General features: G+C 63.0%; 10 protein-coding genes and 2 riboswitches. Of the genes, 5 read left to right on the forward strand and 5 right to left on the reverse strand.

From position 1 onward, the window contains the following. The first annotated feature begins 22 nt into the window (after window positions 1–22). Window positions 23–1495, forward strand: coding sequence for a hypothetical protein (locus AD662_RS10880; RefSeq protein ID WP_053187119.1), 1473 nt, complete (start codon window positions 23–25; stop codon window positions 1493–1495). A 96-nt stretch (window positions 1496–1591) separates the two neighbouring features. Here the strand turns inward: AD662_RS10880 and metH are convergent, their stop codons facing one another. Next, a complete protein-coding gene (gene metH, locus AD662_RS10885) occupies window positions 1592–5302 on the reverse strand; it encodes a methionine synthase (protein WP_053187122.1) in 3711 nt (1236 codons plus the stop codon). 155 nt (window positions 5303–5457) lie between these two features. Between metH and AD662_RS10890 the strand changes: the two genes are divergently transcribed. Both AD662_RS10890 and nfuA read left to right on the forward strand, forming a co-directional pair. Next, on the forward strand, window positions 5458–7749 hold the full coding sequence (locus tag AD662_RS10890; protein ID WP_053187125.1) for a fatty acid cis/trans isomerase: 2292 nt from the start codon (window positions 5458–5460) through the stop codon (window positions 7747–7749). Window positions 7750–7864: 115 nt separating this feature from the next. Beyond that, window positions 7865–8449, forward strand: coding sequence for a Fe-S biogenesis protein NfuA (gene nfuA / locus AD662_RS10895; RefSeq protein WP_003182850.1), 585 nt, complete (start codon window positions 7865–7867; stop codon window positions 8447–8449). 180 nt (window positions 8450–8629) lie between these two features. Here nfuA and cobM read toward each other — a convergent pair whose 3' ends face one another. From cobM to AD662_RS10915, 4 genes are all read right to left on the reverse strand, one after another. Further along, window positions 8630–9376, reverse strand: a complete 747-nt coding sequence (gene cobM, locus AD662_RS10900; protein WP_053187130.1) for a precorrin-4 C(11)-methyltransferase — start codon at window positions 9374–9376, stop codon at window positions 8630–8632. Between the two features lie 77 nt (window positions 9377–9453). Next, on the reverse strand, window positions 9454–9858 hold the full coding sequence (locus tag AD662_RS10905) for a cobalamin biosynthesis protein (protein ID WP_053187131.1): 405 nt from the start codon (window positions 9856–9858) through the stop codon (window positions 9454–9456). After that, the gene (locus tag AD662_RS10910) at window positions 9855–10550 is read right to left on the reverse strand and encodes a CbtA family protein (RefSeq protein ID WP_018604738.1); all 696 of its coding nucleotides are present in this window, start codon (window positions 10548–10550) and stop codon (window positions 9855–9857) included. The genes AD662_RS10905 and AD662_RS10910 overlap by 4 nt, the downstream gene beginning before the upstream one ends. An 11-nt stretch (window positions 10551–10561) precedes the next feature. Further along, a complete protein-coding gene (locus AD662_RS10915; protein ID WP_014338677.1) occupies window positions 10562–10750 on the reverse strand; it encodes a CbtB domain-containing protein in 189 nt (62 codons plus the stop codon). Between the two features lie 100 nt (window positions 10751–10850). Then, window positions 10851–11073, reverse strand: a riboswitch (cobalamin riboswitch). 213 nt (window positions 11074–11286) lie between these two features. Further along, window positions 11287–11499, forward strand: a riboswitch (cobalamin riboswitch). A 98-nt stretch (window positions 11500–11597) separates the two neighbouring features. Here AD662_RS10915 and cobW point away from each other — a divergent pair. Next, window positions 11598–12662, forward strand: a complete 1065-nt coding sequence (gene cobW, locus AD662_RS10920; protein ID WP_003200209.1) for a cobalamin biosynthesis protein CobW — start codon at window positions 11598–11600, stop codon at window positions 12660–12662. A gap of 3 nt (window positions 12663–12665) precedes the next feature. Continuing rightward, a complete protein-coding gene (gene cobN / locus AD662_RS10925) occupies window positions 12666–16439 on the forward strand; it encodes a cobaltochelatase subunit CobN (protein WP_053187134.1) in 3774 nt (1257 codons plus the stop codon). The last annotated feature ends 142 nt before the right edge of the window (window positions 16440–16581 follow it).

Genomic DNA, 16581 nt, shown 5'->3' on the forward strand with positions numbered 1-16581 from the left:
TGTCTTCGCAAGGAAATACGCCATGAATACTGGAAATCCATTCTCTACGGCTGGGCGCTCCGGCCTGACAGCGCTGACGTTGGTACTTGCGCTGCCCGCACTGGTCAGCGCTGCAACCGATAGCCCCGAAAATTCGCCCCAAGCGACGTCGGCCAGTATATATGCCGATACAATCGGCAGCGCGCGCTTTGAGCGTTCGGCTATCAAGGTTGAGCAGGGGTACACGGTAGAAAGCGGCAATTTGTACACCCGCGATGGCGAAACAGGCTCGCTGGTGGTGGTCAGGTCGCCTGATGGTGCGGTCACCGCGATTGTCGATGAGCCTGGCAAGCGCGGTTTGTTGGTGGTCGATGCGCAGGGGAAAAGCACTTTTACCCAAGAGCCGCCCGACGATTATATGACTCCCGATACCGTTGAGATGTCTGAGACTTCAGTGCCTGCGGTGGACAATTCAAAAGCTGGTGAGCCGCGCTATATCGATATGCTGGTGGCTTACACCGCCTATGCCTTGGGTCGATTGAATACAGACCCTATCGCCTTTGCTCTGGCACAACTGGAGACAGCCAATCTCGGCCTCAGGAATTCACGGGTTGAGAATCTTTCCTTGCGACTCGCCGCAGTTAATGTTTTTGACGTGGCCCACAATACTTCGGGGGACGGACTGATCGCTTGGCAGGATATGCTGGAGCCTTACAGAACCCTCTATAGCACTGACGTCAGTGCAGCTTACTCAGTGGCAGCAGGTGCGGGTGGAATAGCTTTTGCTCCTGGCTATACGAGCGTTAGCAACTGGGTACAACCAGCCGCTTTTCGACATGAAGTTGGGCACAATGCTGGCGGCGGAGACTGCAATAACAATCCGAGCAACTATAATTTTGGCTATAACAATGGAAAATCCTCTACTTACCTTTGCGGTAACAAGGTTCCCTATTATTCGACGCCGGCAGTCAAGGATACACATGGCTTGCCATTGGGCAATGCACAAACCGCCGATATGGCTCGTGTATGGCGAGAAAATGCGGCGCGAATGTCAGGCTACAATGCGGAGTTGCCAGGTCTACGTATGCTGGTTGTCAGTGGACTGCAAGATCAGGTGTCGACTTATCTCCGAGTCCCCGGCATTGAGCGACTTTACAGTGGGGGGATAGTTGCTCTGAATGCAAATATTGGTCCTACTCAGTTGACGCCCGGCACAGACGAGAAGTTTACGATGTTGAATGCGTCATTATTAAACGCCCAGGGTCAAGCGGTAGTCGTGAAGTTGCGGGGTGTCCGCACCGAAGAGGGGGGGGAGTACGCTTGGAGGGAGCATATGAACAGCAAGCGCTTTATTGGAGCGCTTAGCCAATGGCTTGGCCTCGAAATACAGTACGATGCACGGGACAATATGGCGCTCCCGCCGGGATATTACAATGGGATGTTGCAGTTGGAGGCTCGTAGACCTAATTCTGATTGGAAGCAGCCGATTAATGTTTTCATCTCTGTAAAAAAATAAATTGAAGAGATCGCGGCCTTCAGCAGCTATTGGATGGGTCTATCCATGCAATAGCTGCTGAAGGCCACAGTCTATCTGGGCTGAAAAGACCTTATATCAGTTGTCGTAACCGAGGTTTGGCGACAGCCAGCGCTCAGTCAAGCTCAAGTCCTGGCCCTTGCGCGCGGTATAGCTCTGCACCTGGTCCTTGTCGATCTTGCCCACGGCGAAGTATTGCGCCTGAGGGTGGGCGAAATACCAGCCGCTGACCGCCGCTGCCGGGAACATGGCGTAGTGTTCGGTGAGGAACACACCGCTGCGCCCGGCCTTCAGTTCGCTGGCCTCGGGGTCGAGCAGGCGGAACAGGGTGGCTTTCTCGGTGTGGTCCGGGCAGGCCGGGTAGCCGGGGGCAGGGCGGATGCCGGTGTATTGCTCTTTGATCAGGGCGTCGTTGTCCAGGTGCTCGTCCTGGGCGTAACCCCAATGTTCCTTGCGCACCTGCTGGTGCAGCCATTCGGCACAGGCTTCGGCCAGTCGGTCGGCCAGGGCCTTGACCATGATCGAGTTATAGTCGTCGCCGGCCTCCTGGTAGGCCTTGGCGACTTCTTCGGCGCCGATGCCGGCGGTGGTAATGAAACCGCCGACGTAGTCGGTCACGCCGCTGTCCTTCGGCGCGACGAAGTCGGCCAGGGAGAAGTTCGGCTTGCCATCGGTCTTGATGATCTGTTGGCGCAGGTGATGCAGGCGCGCCAGTGGCTTGCCATCGTCGCCGTAGACTTCCAGGTCATCGTCGTGCACCTGGTTGGCCGGCCAGAAGCCGAACACGGCGCGGGCGCTGATGAGTTTCTCGTCGATCAGCTTGCGCAGCATCGCCCGGGCGTCGGCGTACAGCGCGGTGGCGGCTTCACCGACCACTTCGTCGGTGAGGATGCGCGGGTATTTGCCGGCCAGGTCCCAGGAAATGAAGAACGGTGTCCAGTCGATGTATTCGGCCAGGACGTTCAGGTCGATGTTGTCCAGCACCTTGGCGCCGGTGAAAGTCGGCTTGACCGGCTGGTAGCTGCTCCAGTCGAACTGTGGCTTCTTGGCCACGGCGGCGGGGTAGCTCAGGCGTTCGGTGCGGGCGCTGCGGTTGGAAGTACGCTCGCGCACTTCGATGTAGTCCAGGCGGGTTTTCTCGACGAACGCCGGCTTGAGTTCCTTGGACAGCAACTGGGTCGCCACGCCCACGGCGCGGGAGGCGTCGGTGACGTAGATCACCGCGTCGTTGCTGTACTTGGGCTCGATCTTCACCGCCGTGTGGGCCTTGGAGGTGGTGGCCCCGCCAATCATCAGCGGCAGGTGGAAGTCCTGGCGCTGCATCTCGCGCGCCACATGCACCATTTCATCCAGGGACGGGGTGATCAGCCCAGACAGGCCGATGATGTCGCATTTCTGCTCCTTGGCCACCTGCAGGATCTTCTCCGCCGGCACCATCACGCCCAAGTCGACGATGTCATAGCCGTTGCAACCGAGCACTACGCCGACGATGTTCTTGCCGATGTCATGCACGTCGCCCTTGACCGTGGCCATCAGGATCTTGCCCTTGGCCTCCGGCTTGTCGCCTTTTTCCGCCTCGATGAACGGGATCAGGTGGGCCACGGCCTGCTTCATCACGCGGGCGGACTTGACCACCTGGGGCAGGAACATTTTGCCGGCGCCAAACAGGTCGCCGACGATGTTCATGCCGGCCATCAGCGGGCCTTCGATGACCTCGATCGGCCGGGCGAAAGACAGTCGCGATTCCTCGGTGTCTTCAACGATGTGGGTGGTGATGCCCTTGACCAGCGCATGCTCCAGGCGCTTGTTCACTTCCCAGCCGCGCCACTCTTCGGTTTCCGCTTCCTTGACGCTGCCGTCACCCTTGTACTTGTCGGCGATGGCCAGCAAGGCGTCGGTGCCTTCGGGGGTGCGGTTGAGGATCACGTCTTCCACGGCGTCGCGCAGTTCCACCGGGATCTGGTCGTAGATCTCCAGTTGGCCGGCGTTGACGATGCCCATGGTCAGGCCCGCGCGGATTGCATAGAGCAGGAACACCGAGTGGATCGCCTCGCGCACCGGGTTGTTGCCGCGGAACGAGAAGGACACGTTGGAGACCCCGCCCGAGGTCAGCGCGTAGGGCAGTTCGTCGCGGATGTAGGCGCAAGCGTTGATGAAATCCACGGCATAGTTGTTGTGCTCTTCGATACCGGTGGCGACGGCGAAGATGTTCGGGTCGAAGATGATGTCTTCCGGCGGGAAGCCGACTTCATTGACCAGGATGTCGTAGGAGCGTTTGCAGATTTCCTTCTTGCGCGCCTCGGTGTCGGCCTGGCCGGCTTCGTCGAAGGCCATCACCACTACGGCGGCGCCGTAGCGCTTGCACAGCTTGGCGTGATGGATGAACTGCTCGACGCCTTCCTTCATGCTGATGGAGTTGACGATGCCCTTGCCCTGGATGCACTTGAGGCCGGCTTCGATCACTTCCCACTTGGAGGAGTCGATCATGATCGGCACGCGGGAGATGTCCGGTTCGCCGGCAATCAGATTGAGGAAGGTCACCATGGCCTTCTTCGAATCGAGCATGCCCTCGTCCATGTTGATGTCGATCACCTGGGCGCCGGCCTCGACCTGTTGCAGGGCCACTTCCAGGGCTTCGGTGTAGTTGTCTTCGCGGATCAGCCGGGCGAACTTGGCGGAACCGGTGATGTTGGTCCGCTCGCCGACGTTGACGAACAGCGAACTGCGATCGATGGTGAACGGTTCCAGGCCCGACAGGCGGCAGGCCCGCGGGATCTCCGGGATTGGCCGCGGCGCGTAGCCGGCCACGGCTTTGGCGATGGCTTCGATGTGCGCCGGGGTGGTGCCGCAGCAGCCGCCGACAATGTTCAGGAAACCGCTCTGGGCGAACTCTTCGATGACCTTGGCCGTTTCGGCTGGCAGTTCGTCGTATTCACCGAACTCATTGGGCAGGCCGGCGTTGGGGTGGGCCGATACGTGGGTGCTGGCCTTGTTCGACAGCTCTTCCAGGTACGGGCGCAATTCGCTGGCGCCGAGGGCGCAGTTCAGGCCCACGGAGATCGGCTTGGCGTGGGCCACCGAGTTCCAGAAGGCTTCGGTGGTCTGGCCCGAGAGGGTGCGGCCGGAGGCGTCGGTGATGGTGCCGGAGATCATGATCGGCAGTTCGACGCCCAGTTCTTCGTAGACCCCTTGCACGGCAAAGATCGCCGCCTTGGCGTTCAGCGTGTCGAAAATGGTTTCGATCAGGATCAGGTCGGCGCCGCCTTCGATCAGGCCCTTGGTGGCCTCGGTGTAGTTTTCCACCAGTTCGTCGAAGGTCACGTTTCGGTAGCCGGGGTTGTTCACATCCGGTGACAGCGAGCAGGTGCGGCTGGTCGGGCCGAGCACGCCGGCGACGAAGCGCGGCTTGTCCGGGGTTTCCAGGGTCTTGGCGTCGGCCACTTTACGGGCCAGGCGCGCGCCTTCCAGGTTCAGCTCGTAGGCCAGGCTCTGCATGCCATAGTCGGCCTGGGACACCTGGGTGGCGTTGAAGGTGTTGGTCTCCAGGATGTCGGCGCCGGCATCCAGGTAGGCTTTTTCAATGGCACCGATCACGTCGGGGCGGCTGAGCACCAGCAAATCGTTGTTGCCCTTGACGTCGCTCGGCCAGTCGGCGAAGCGCTTGCCGCGGTAGTCCTGTTCTTCCAGCTTGTAGCTCTGGATCATCGTGCCCATGCCGCCGTCGAGGATCAGGATGCGTTCCTTGAGGGCTTGCTGGAGAAGATAAAGGCGAGCGCTGCGATCAGACATAGGACTACCTGGAAAAAAGACCATTACGAAGGCCGGGATGATAGCAAACCTGTGCAGGATTTGATCATGATGGGCTTTTGCATGAATATCGCTCATGTTTGCAAGGCGATGCTGGCCCGGTAGAATCGCCGGACTATCTCTTAGGGACCCGAGACATGCCGTACCGCGTCTTATTCGGCAGTCTGTTGCTGCTGTTGTGTTTTACCGCAGCCGCCGGGAGTCCCGCTCCCGCGATCTCCTACACTCGCGACGTCCAGCCGATCTTCACGGAAAAATGCGTGGCCTGTCATGCCTGCTACGACTCCGCTTGCCAGTTGAACCTGGGCAGCGGCGAAGGTGCGGCACGGGGAGCGAGCAAGCTGTCGGTGTACGACGGCGAGCGGCGCCAGGCGGCCGATCCGACTCGCTTGTTCTATGACGCCTCCGGCCCGCGCGCCTGGCAGCGCAAGGGCTTTTATTCAGTGCTCGACGCCCAAGGCAGCCAGGCTGCCCTGATGGCGCGCATGCTGGAGTTGGGCCACCGCACACCGTTGCAGCCCAACGCCAAGCTGCCGGAAGAGATCGTGCTGGGCCTCAATCGTGAAAACAGCTGCGCGATGCCGGATCAATTCAACGAATACGCAGGCAGCCATCCCAAGGAAGGCATGCCCCTGGCTGTCACCGGCCTGACCGACCAGCAATACCAGACCCTGCAAAGCTGGCTGGCCGCAGGCGCCCCCATCGATCAGCAGGCCCTGGCGCCGAGTGCGGCCGAAGCCTTGCAGGTGGTGCAATGGGAAAACCTGCTCAATGCCCCGGGCGCCCGGGAAAGCCTGGTGGGCCGCTGGTTGTTCGAGCATTGGTTCCTGGCGCACATCTATTTCAAGGGCGGCGAGCCGGGGCATTTCTTCCAGTGGGTCCGTTCGCGCACGCCCACCGGCCAGCCCATCGACCTGATCAACACCCGCCGACCGAACGATGATCCCGGCACCCGCGTCTATTATCGGCTCTGGCCGGTGCAAGGGGTGATCGTGCACAAGACCCACATCACCTACGGCTTGAGCGCGGCGAAGATGGCGCGGATCAAGAGCCTGTTCTACAGCGGCAAATGGCAGGTCTCCGCGTTGCCGGGCTACGGCCCGGAGCGCCGGGCCAATCCGTTTTCCACCTTCGAAGCGATCCCGGCCCAGGCGCGCTACCAGTTTATGCTCGATAACGCCGAGTATTTCGTGCGCACCTTCATCCGCGGGCCGGTGTGCCGGGGCCAGATTGCCACGGACGTGATCCGCGACAATTTCTGGGCGCTGTTCCAGGACCCCGAACACGACCTGTACATCACCGACCCGAACTACCGCGGCCAGGCCACGCCGCTGTTGGCGATGCCGGGGCAGAACGACGACGTGGGCAGCGTCGTCAGCCTGTGGCTCGACTACCGCGACAAACGCAACGAGTACGAGGCCTTGCGCCGCGACAACTATGCCGAGCTGCCGGCGCCGAGTTGGTCGACGCTGTGGGCCGGTAACGACAACGCGCTGCTGAGCATTTTCCGGCATTTCGACAGTGCTTCGGTCACCAAGGGGTTGATCGGCGAAGTGCCGCAGACGATGTGGCTGTTCGACTTCCCGTTGCTGGAGCGCACCTATTACCAGTTGGCGGTAAATTTCGATGTGTTCGGCAACGTGTCCCACCAGGCCCAGACCCGGCTGTATTTCGACCTGATCCGCAACGGTGCGGAGCAGAATTTTCTGCGCCTGATGCCGGCTGACGCCCGGGAAGGCTACCTGGACGATTGGTACCAGGCTGGTGGCCAATTCAAGATGTGGCTCGATTACGAGGCCATCGACGATGACACATCGACCGCCCTCAAGCTTGACGAGCTCGACCCCAAGGGCGATTTCACCCAGCAACTGCTGGCCCGGTACGGCGAGCTGAATGCCCGTCCCGATCCGATCAACCGCTGTGACGGTGCCTACTGCTCGCGCCCGAACATCGACCCGGCGCTGCAAAACGCCGAACAGGCCCTCAGCCGCCTGGTGTCGCGCCCGGCGGCGGGGCTCAAGGTGATCGACCAACTGCCGGAAGCGACCCTGCTGCGCGTCGAAACCGCCAGCGGTCAGCGTGAGGTCTACAGCCTGCTGCGCAACCGAGCCCACAGCAACGTCGCGTTCCTGCTGGGCGAGGAGCGGCGCTACCAGCTGGGGCTGGACACGCTGACGGTCTACCCGGGTGTGTTCAGCAGCTATCCGAACTTCATGTTCAACATTCCGGCCGGGCAAGTGCCGGCGTTCGTCGAGGCCATGCAAGGCGCCCAGGATGCGCCAGCGTTCGAGCGGATTGTCGAGCGCTGGGGCATTCGCCGCAGCCACCCGCAGTTCTGGTACTACTTCCACGACCTGAGCCAATACATCCAGGAGACGGAGCCCGTGGAAAGCGGTGTGTTGGACATGAATCGCTACCAGAACCTCTGATCGACAGCGCCGGCGGCAAACTCCGTGCCGCCGGGCGCTTTCCTGACAAAAATACTGGGACTTTGTCCGGCGCGATGATTGGCGTAAACTGCCGGCAAGCCTGCGAGGAGTTTCCATGACCGCCATTACCATTACCGATGCCGCCCACGATTACCTGGCCGACCTGCTGTCCAAGCAGAACACGCCTGGTATCGGGATCCGCATCTTCATCACCCAGCCCGGCACCCAGTACGCCGAGACGTGCATTGCCTACTGCAAGCCGGGGGAAGAAAAACCCGAAGACACCGCGCTGGGGCTCAAGAGCTTCACCGCGTACATCGACTCGTTCAGCGAAGCCTTCCTGGACGATGCGGTAGTCGACTACGCCACCGACCGCATGGGCGGCCAACTGACCATCAAGGCGCCAAACGCCAAAGTGCCGATGGTCAATGCCGACAGCCCGGTCAACGAACGCATCAATTACTACCTGCAGACCGAAATCAACCCGGGGCTGGCCAGCCACGGCGGCCAGGTTTCGCTGATCGACGTGGTGGAAGACGGCATCGCCGTGCTCCAGTTCGGTGGCGGCTGCCAGGGCTGCGGCCAGGCTGACGTCACCTTGAAGGAAGGCATCGAGCGCACCTTGCTCGAGCGCATTCCGGAACTCAAGGGCGTACGCGACGTGACCGACCACACGCAGAAAGAAAACGCCTACTACTGATTGTGGCGATACCATCTTGCGATCAGCTCGTAACCTGTGGGAGCGAGCTTGTGGGAGCAAGGCTTGCCCGCGATGCAAACACCTCGGTGTAGCTGATAGACCGAGGCGACGCCTTCGCGGGCAAGCCTTGCTCCCACAGGTTCGCTCCCACAGGGGGATCCAGGTGGATTCTCTGGCGAGTCAGGGTCTATAGAGATGCGCATGCCCGGCGCGGTACAGCGAAGACTCGCTGAACACATCATTGCCCAGCACGCGTCCCACCAGAATCAGCGCCGTGCGGCGAAAGCCCTTGGCGTGTACCTTTGCCGCGATATCGTCCAGTGTCCCCATCACCCAATCCTGATCCGGCCAGGTCGCCCGGTGGATGACCGCAATCGGGCAATCGGCGCCATAGTGGGGCCGTAGTTCGTCGACGATTTTTTCCAGATGATTGACCCCCAGGTGAATCGCCATGGTCGCCCCGTGCTGCGCCAGGCTGCCCAGTTCTTCCCCAGCGGGCATCGGGCTTTTGTCGGCGTAGCGGGTGAGGATCAGGCTTTGGGAAATGTCCGGCAAGGTCAGTTCGGCGCCCAGCAGGGCGGCGCAGGCTGAGGTCGCGGTCACGCCCGGGATGATTTCGAAAGGGATGTCCAATTCCCGCAGGCAACGAATCTGCTCGCCAATGGCACCGTACAGGCTCGGGTCGCCGGAATGCACCCGGGCCACGTCCTGGCCCTTGAGATGGGCACTCTTGATCAATTCGATGATCTGTTCCAGATGCAGCTCGGCGCTGTTAATCACCTGTTCGGCACAGTGGCCTTCCAGGACGGCGGTCGGCACCAGGGAGCCGGCGTAGATGATCACCGCGCAGTGGCGGATCAGTCGCTGGCCTTTGACCGTGATGAGGTCCGGGTCGCCGGGGCCGGCGCCGATGAAGTAAACGGTCATGACCGGCTCCTTTGAAAGGTGGGTGAGTGTCGCCCAGATGAAGATCGCTCATGATCCTGGGCGCCGATTATCGGGATTTACGCCACGACCGCCAATGCCAACGTGCTCTTGGGGCCTTTTTGGCGAGTAATCAGCAGCGTCGCGGGCGGTGTGCCCAAGTGGTCGGCCAAGGCCAGGGCGGCGCTTTCGGCGATGCCGTAGCAACCGGTGCGCTCGAAGGCGATCTCGGAGCGGTGACTGAGCCGCTGCTCGTAGCTGGCCAACTGTTCGACACTGAAACAGGTCAGCGGCAGGGCCAGTTGCCCGGCCAGCTCCAGCAGCCCGGGCTCGTCACGTTTGAGGTCGATACTGGCCAGGGCCCGTACCCGATGAAGTTCGATGCCGTGGGCCAGCAGCGTCTCGTCGAGCAAGGCCCGCAGCGTGCTGGCCGGGCAACCACGCTGGCAGCCCAGGCCGATCACCAGGATCGGCTCGGCGCTCATGCGTCGTGGTGGGCTTGGCCGTCACGGCGAAACAGCCAGGCGCTGATCAGGCCCAGGGCCAGCCAGAACGCGACGTTGGTCAACTGCGAGGCGATCTTGAACTGGCTCTCAAGCGCTTCGGGCGCCAGCATCGAGTGGACTTCGGGCTGCGGTGCGCCGATGACGTGGGGCACCAGCAACGTCGCCACACCCAACAGCTTGAGCAGCCAATGCCGGCCGAAGGCGATCAAGGCAATGCCCACCGCCGTGGACGCCGCGGTGCCGATCCACCACATCTGCCGCTGGGCCAGGTCGGCCGCTGCGGTGCCAGGCAGCTCCGGCGGCAGGCCAAGTGTCGGCGCCAGGACGAAAGTGGCATAGCCGGCCAGGCCCCAGAGCAGGCCTTGGGACGTGCGAGTCGGTGCGCGCAAGGTGTACAGGCCCGCCAGCATCAGGGCAAAACCCACGGCAACTACCAGGTTACCGCCGGTGGTGGACAGCACGCGCTGCCAACCGTCTTCCGGCTCCCAGGCCTCGGCATCATGGGTATGAGCCGCCCCGTCGGCGTGTTCATGGACCTCGGTCGCCGGGGCCTTCTCGAAGGTTTCCGCCTGGAGAATCAGCGGCGATACCCAGAAACTTTGCAGCAGGGTCAGCAGCAGGGCGGCCAGCAAGCCGCTGAAACCGGCGGTCTGCGCGATACGCTTGATCATGTCGTCAGTTCTCAATGGCACGGGAAGGCGGCGCTGTGACGGGTATCGTGAGCGGCGTTGTGCACCGCTTCGATGTGGGAGAAACCGGCGAAATAGACCAGCCCCGCGCCCAGGATCGAAGCAAGGATCGCGGCGCTCAGGCGTTGGCTCAGGGTGGTGGTGCTGCTGGCGGTGCGGGCGGTGCTGCTGATGGTCGACATGGCGCTTCCCTCTGTTCTTGTTCAGTGGGCATTCGAGCGCGATGAGACCCCGGGCGAAAGCCCACCAAGGTTCGAACAGCGCCCGCCCACCGCGGGTTTGTTGATGCATGAGTCATGGGCCGGTCTCCGGGCTCGCGAGGGGCCGGGCTTGCGCCTGGCCTGCAAGCGTCACCTTCCCATGTCCTGGGACACAGTGGTTCAGACGCTTCGCTCGCTTACCGTTGCGGGGGCAGCACCGGACTGACGTGGCCTTGAAGTAAAGCACACGATTCACCGGTTTCCCGTTTCACCCTGTGAAGGGCACCCATAACTAGGCGCACAGGAGAGCATGGGCGGGGCTGGGTCGTCAATTGGCATGGGGTTTCAGGCTGACACTGAGTTGCGCCCTTCGCGAGCAGGCTCGCTCCCACAATGAATCTCGCCGATCACAGAACTCATGTTCAACAAAGATCAACTGTGGGAGCGAGCCTGCTCGCGATGAGGCCCGTCCATGCGCCGCAACACGCTCTGGCGATTGACCCGCCCCCACACCCTGCGTAGCCTTGCGCCTTCGAGGTTCTTCGGCACGTGCCGGAGCTAAGAAGGGAACGCGGTCCAAGCCGCGGCTGCCCCCGCAACTGTGAACGGTGCTGTTTCTGCGAGGCCACTGTGCATGCCTTTAAAACGGGCGCACGGGAAGGCGCAGCAATTGCCAGTCGAAAGATTGGCCCGCCGTCAGCCAGGAGACCTGCCTCGAGACAGATTCTCACTACAACCGGGCGGGGTGATCCGGTGGCGAAATCTTCCGCGCGCGCCTGTGCCAGCGGTTGTCGTCCCGTTTGCCCGCCACCTTGCCAAAGGGCATCCGATGAAAACACTGGCCAAACTCCCCGTCACCATCGTCACCGGTTTCCTCGGCTCGGGTAAAACCACCTTGCTGCGGCACATGCTCGACAACGCTCAGGGCCGCCGTATCGCCGTGATCGTCAACGAGTTCGGCGAGCTGGGCATCGACGGCGAGATCCTCAAGCAGTGCTCCATCGGCTGCACCGAAGAAGAAGCCAACGGCCGCGTCTATGAACTGGCCAACGGCTGCCTGTGCTGCACGGTGCAGGAAGAGTTCTTCCCGGTGATGCGCGAGCTGGTGGCCCGGCGTGGCGACCTCGACCACATCCTCATCGAAACCTCCGGCCTGGCCTTGCCCAAGCCGCTGGTCCAGGCCTTCCAATGGCCGGAAATCCGCAGCGCCTGCACCGTTGATGCGGTGATCACCGTGGTCGACAGCCCGGCCGTGGCCGCCGGTACCTTTGCCGCGTTCCCCGACCAGGTCGATGCCCAGCGCAAACTCGACCCGAACCTGGACCACGAATCGCCGCTGCACGAACTGTTCGCTGACCAACTGGCGAGCGCCGACCTGGTGATCCTCAACAAGGCTGACCTGATCAGCCCTGAAGACCTGGCCAAAGTTCGCCTGGAAGTCGCCGAAGAGCTGCCACCGGCGGTCAAGGTCATCGAAGCCAGCAGCGGTCGCCTGCCGCTGGATGTACTGATCGGCTTGGGCGCTGGTTCCGAAGAACACATCGACGGCCGCCACAGCCATCACGACCATCACCACGATGGCGACGATGATGACCACGATCATGACGCCTTCGATTCCATTTCCATCGAACTGCCCCAGGCTGACGAAAGCCTGCTGCTCGACGCGTTGACGCAACTGGTGGTCCAGCACGGCGTACTGCGAGTCAAGGGTTTCGCGGCGATCCCGAACAAGCCGATGCGCCTGTTGATCCAGGGCGTCGGGACGCGTTTCGACAAGCATTTCGACCGCCAGTGGGGCGCCGAGGAAGCGCGGGTCACCCGTCTGGTGCTGATCGGCCAGGCGCTTGACGCCGCGCTGCTCGAAGCGCAATTGCGCGCCGCCCTCGGGGCCTAAGCCATGCACCTGCTCAGGACCCAGCCCGGCGGTTTCGTGTCGGATGACAACATCGCCGACCTGGGGCAAACCCCCGCCGAACTGGTGATCCTGTGCAGCGGCGACTCCAGCCTGGCGCTGTTGGCCGAAGCGGCGAAGCAGTTGCCGGGCGATTATCCGCAGTTTCGCCTCGCCAACCCGATGCAGGTGCAGAACCACGCCTCGGTGGATCTGTATGTCGAAGACGTGCTGCAACACGCCAAGGTCATCCTGTTGTCGCTGCACGGCGGCATCGGCTATTGGCGCTACGGCATCGAGCGCCTGATGGAACTGGCCGGGCGCGGGGTGAAGCTGATCCTGGTGCCGGGGGATGATCGTCCGGACCCGGAACTCAGTGACCTGAGCAACGTGCCCTGCGAAGACCGCGACCGGCTCTGGCAGTTCTTGCGCCAGGGCGGGCTGGGCAATGCCCTGGACCTGTTTTACAACCTCGGCAGCCAATGGTTTGGCCGCGATTATCCGTGGGCCGAGCCGCAGGCCTTGCCACGCACGGCCATCTATCACCCGGCGAAAACCAGCGCCAACCTCGACGATTGGCAAGCCGACTGGAGCGCCGGGCAACCGGTGGCAGCGGTGCTGTTTTATCGCTCCCACCTGCAAGCGGCGAACACCGCGTTCATCGACGTGTTCTGCCAGCGCCTGCAAGCGGCGGGGCTCAATCCGCTGCCGATTGCCGTGGCCAGCCTCAAGGAGCCTGGTTGCCTCGCACTAGTAGAGGACTGGCTGGACGAGGTGCAGGCGGGCGTGATCCTCAACACCACCGGCTTCGCGCAATCCAGCCCCGAAGCTCCGCACTTGCGACCGTTTCGCCGCAACATCCCGGTGATCCAGGCGATCTGCGCCCAGGACAACGAACCCGGCTGGCGTGCCAGCGAGCAGGGCCTGGGACCGCGGGACCTGGCGATGCACATTGCCTTGCCGGAACTGGACGGACGGATCATCAGCCGCCCGATCAGTTTCAAGGACCTGGCCTGGCGCAGCGAGCGCAGCCAGAGCGACGTGGTCTGCTACCGGGCCGCGCCCGAGCGCATGGATTTTGTCGCCGAACTGGCCCGACGCTGGACCACCCTGGCGCGCTTGCCCAATGCCCAGAAGCGTGTGGCGCTGATCCTCGCCAACTACCCGACCCGCGACGGTCGCATCGGCAATGGCGTCGGCCTGGACACCCCGGCAGCGGCGTTGAATATCCTCCGGGCCCTACAGGTCGAAGGTTATCCATTGCCGGCTGAACTGCCGGCGAGCGGCACCGCATTGATCCAGCAATTGCTCGGCGGGGTCAGTAACGACCTGGACAGCCTCGACTTGCGTCCCTGTCATCAGAGCCTGGCCCTTGCCGAGTACCAGGCCTTGTTCGACGCGCTGCCCGAAGCCAATCGCCAAGCGGTGCTGGCGCGCTGGGGCTCGCCCGAGCAAGACCCGATGTGCCGCGACGGGCGCCTGATGGTCGCCGGCCTGCGCCTGGGCCTGACGTTCGTTGGCATCCAGCCGGCGCGGGGTTACCAGGTCGATCCGAGCGCGGTGTACCACGACCCGGACCTGGTGCCGCCCCACGGTTACCTGGCGTTTTATTTCTGGTTGCGCCACACCTACGGCGTCCACGGGGTGATTCACGTCGGCAAGCACGGCAACCTCGAATGGCTGCCGGGCAAGGGCGTCGGGCTGTCGGAAAACTGCTGGCCGGACGTGCTGTTGGGGCCGCTGCCGAATATCTATCCGTTCATCGTCAACGACCCGGGTGAGGGCGCCCAGGCCAAGCGTCGCACCCAGGCGGTGATCATCGACCACTTGATGCCGCCGCTGACCCGGGCCGAAACCTATGGGCCGCTGCGTAACCTCGAGCTGCTGGCCGACGAGTACTACGAGGCGCAATTGCTCGATCCGCGCCGTGCCCGGGAGCTGCAACGGGACATCCTCAACCTGGTGCGCGAGACGCACATCGACCGCGAACTGCAACTCGATGCCGGTCTGGACAGCGACGCCGACGCGGCGATCTGGTTGCCACGCCTGGACACTTACCTGTGCGACTTGAAGGAGTCGCAGATCCGCGACGGCCTGCATATTTTTGGTGAGTCGCCCAGCGGACGGCTGCGCATCGACACCTTGCTGGCGTTGCTGCGCATTCCCCGGGGCGACGGCAAAGGCGCGCAGTCGAGCTTGTTGCGGGCGCTGGCCAAGGCGTTCGGGCTGGGTTTCGACCCGCTGGATTGTGCCTTGGCCGAGCCCTGGACCGGTGAGTGTCCCGAGGCGTTGCGTCAGGTCAGCGCCGAGCCTTGGCGCACCGCCGGCGATACCCGCGAGCGCCTGGAGCTGTTCGCTGTGCAGTTGATCGAGCAGGCGCTGGACGGTGCGGTGGAGCAGCTCGACGCGCCAGGCTGGGAGGTGGTGGGCAGCATCATTGAAAACCTGCGATCCGTCGTGGCCCCGCGTCTGGACGCTTGCGGCCCGGCGGAAATGCGCGGCCTGCTCGATGCCTTGAGCGGGCGCTTCGTGCCCGCCGGCCCCAGCGGCGCGCCGAGCCGCGGGCGCCTTGATGTGTTGCCCACCGGGCGCAATTTCTTCTCGGTGGATGTGCGCAACCTGCCCACCACCACGGCGTGGCGCATCGGTTTCCAATCGGCGAACCTGATCCTTGAGCGGCATTTGCAGGATCACGGCGACCACCTGCGCCAGCTCGGCCTCTCGGTGTGGGGCACCGCGACCATGCGCACCGGCGGTGACGACATCGCCCAGGCCATGGCGCTGATGGGCGTGCGCCCGGTGTGGGCCACGGGTAGCCAGCGGGTCGATGACTTCGAGATCCTGCCGCTGAGCCTGCTGGACCGGCCTCGGGTCGATGTCACGCTGCGCGTGTCCGGCTTCTTCCGTGACGCCTTTGCCAACCTGATTCGCTTGTTCGATGCCGCCGTGCAGGCCGTCGCCGCACTCGATGAGCCGGACGACATGAACCCCTTGGCGGCCAAGGTGCGTGGCGAACGCGAAGCCCTGCTGGCATCGGGTCTTGAGCCGGAAGCCGCGGCGCGCCAGGCCGGCTGGCGGATCTTCGGCGCCAAGCCCGGTGCCTATGGCGCGGGCGTGCAGGGCGCGATTGACGGGCGCTTGTGGCAGAGCCGCGAGGATCTGGCCGAGGTGTACCTGAACTGGGGCGGTTACGCCTACGGCGCCAGCGATGAAGGCACGGCCGCCCGGGAGCAGTTCTCCCGGCGCTTGAGCCAGGTGCAGGCGGTGTTGCAGAACCAGGACAACCGCGAGCACGACCTGCTCGATTCCAACGATTACTACCAGTTCCAGGGCGGCATGCTGGCGGCGGTCGAGACCCTCAGTGGTGATGCGGCGGCCAGTTACCATGGCGATCACAGCCAGCCAGACTTGCCCAGGGTCCGTACCCTGAAGGAAGAGCTCAACCGCGTCATCCGTTCCCGCGCAGCGAACCCGAAGTGGATCGACGGCGTGAAGCGTCATGGCTATAAAGGCGCCTTCGAACTGGCGGCGACGGTGGACAACCTGTTTGCCTTCGACGCCACCACCCGGTTGATCGACGATCACCAGTACGCCTTGCTGGCCGATGCCTACCTGCTCGACCCGGACACCCGGGATTTCGTCCGCGAGCACAACCCCGACGCCCTGCGGGACATGACCGAGCGCATGCTCGAAGCGCAGCAGCGGGGGATGTGGCAGGATCCAGGCGAGTATCGCGAGGCGTTGGAAAATTTGTTGTTGGACATTGAAGAAGATGGCTGACATGCCTACTGAGCAGGCGAGACACAACCCCTGTGATGGGTTGACCTGTGGCAAAGGGATTTATCTCCACCCTGTGGGAGCAGGGCTTGCCCGCGATGGTCGCGCCGCGGTTTAGCAGCTAAACCGCGTTTTCGTTCATCGC

This window comes from Pseudomonas kilonensis (genome assembly GCF_001269885.1).
GTDB classification, from domain to species: Bacteria; Pseudomonadota; Gammaproteobacteria; order Pseudomonadales; family Pseudomonadaceae; genus Aquipseudomonas; species Aquipseudomonas kilonensis.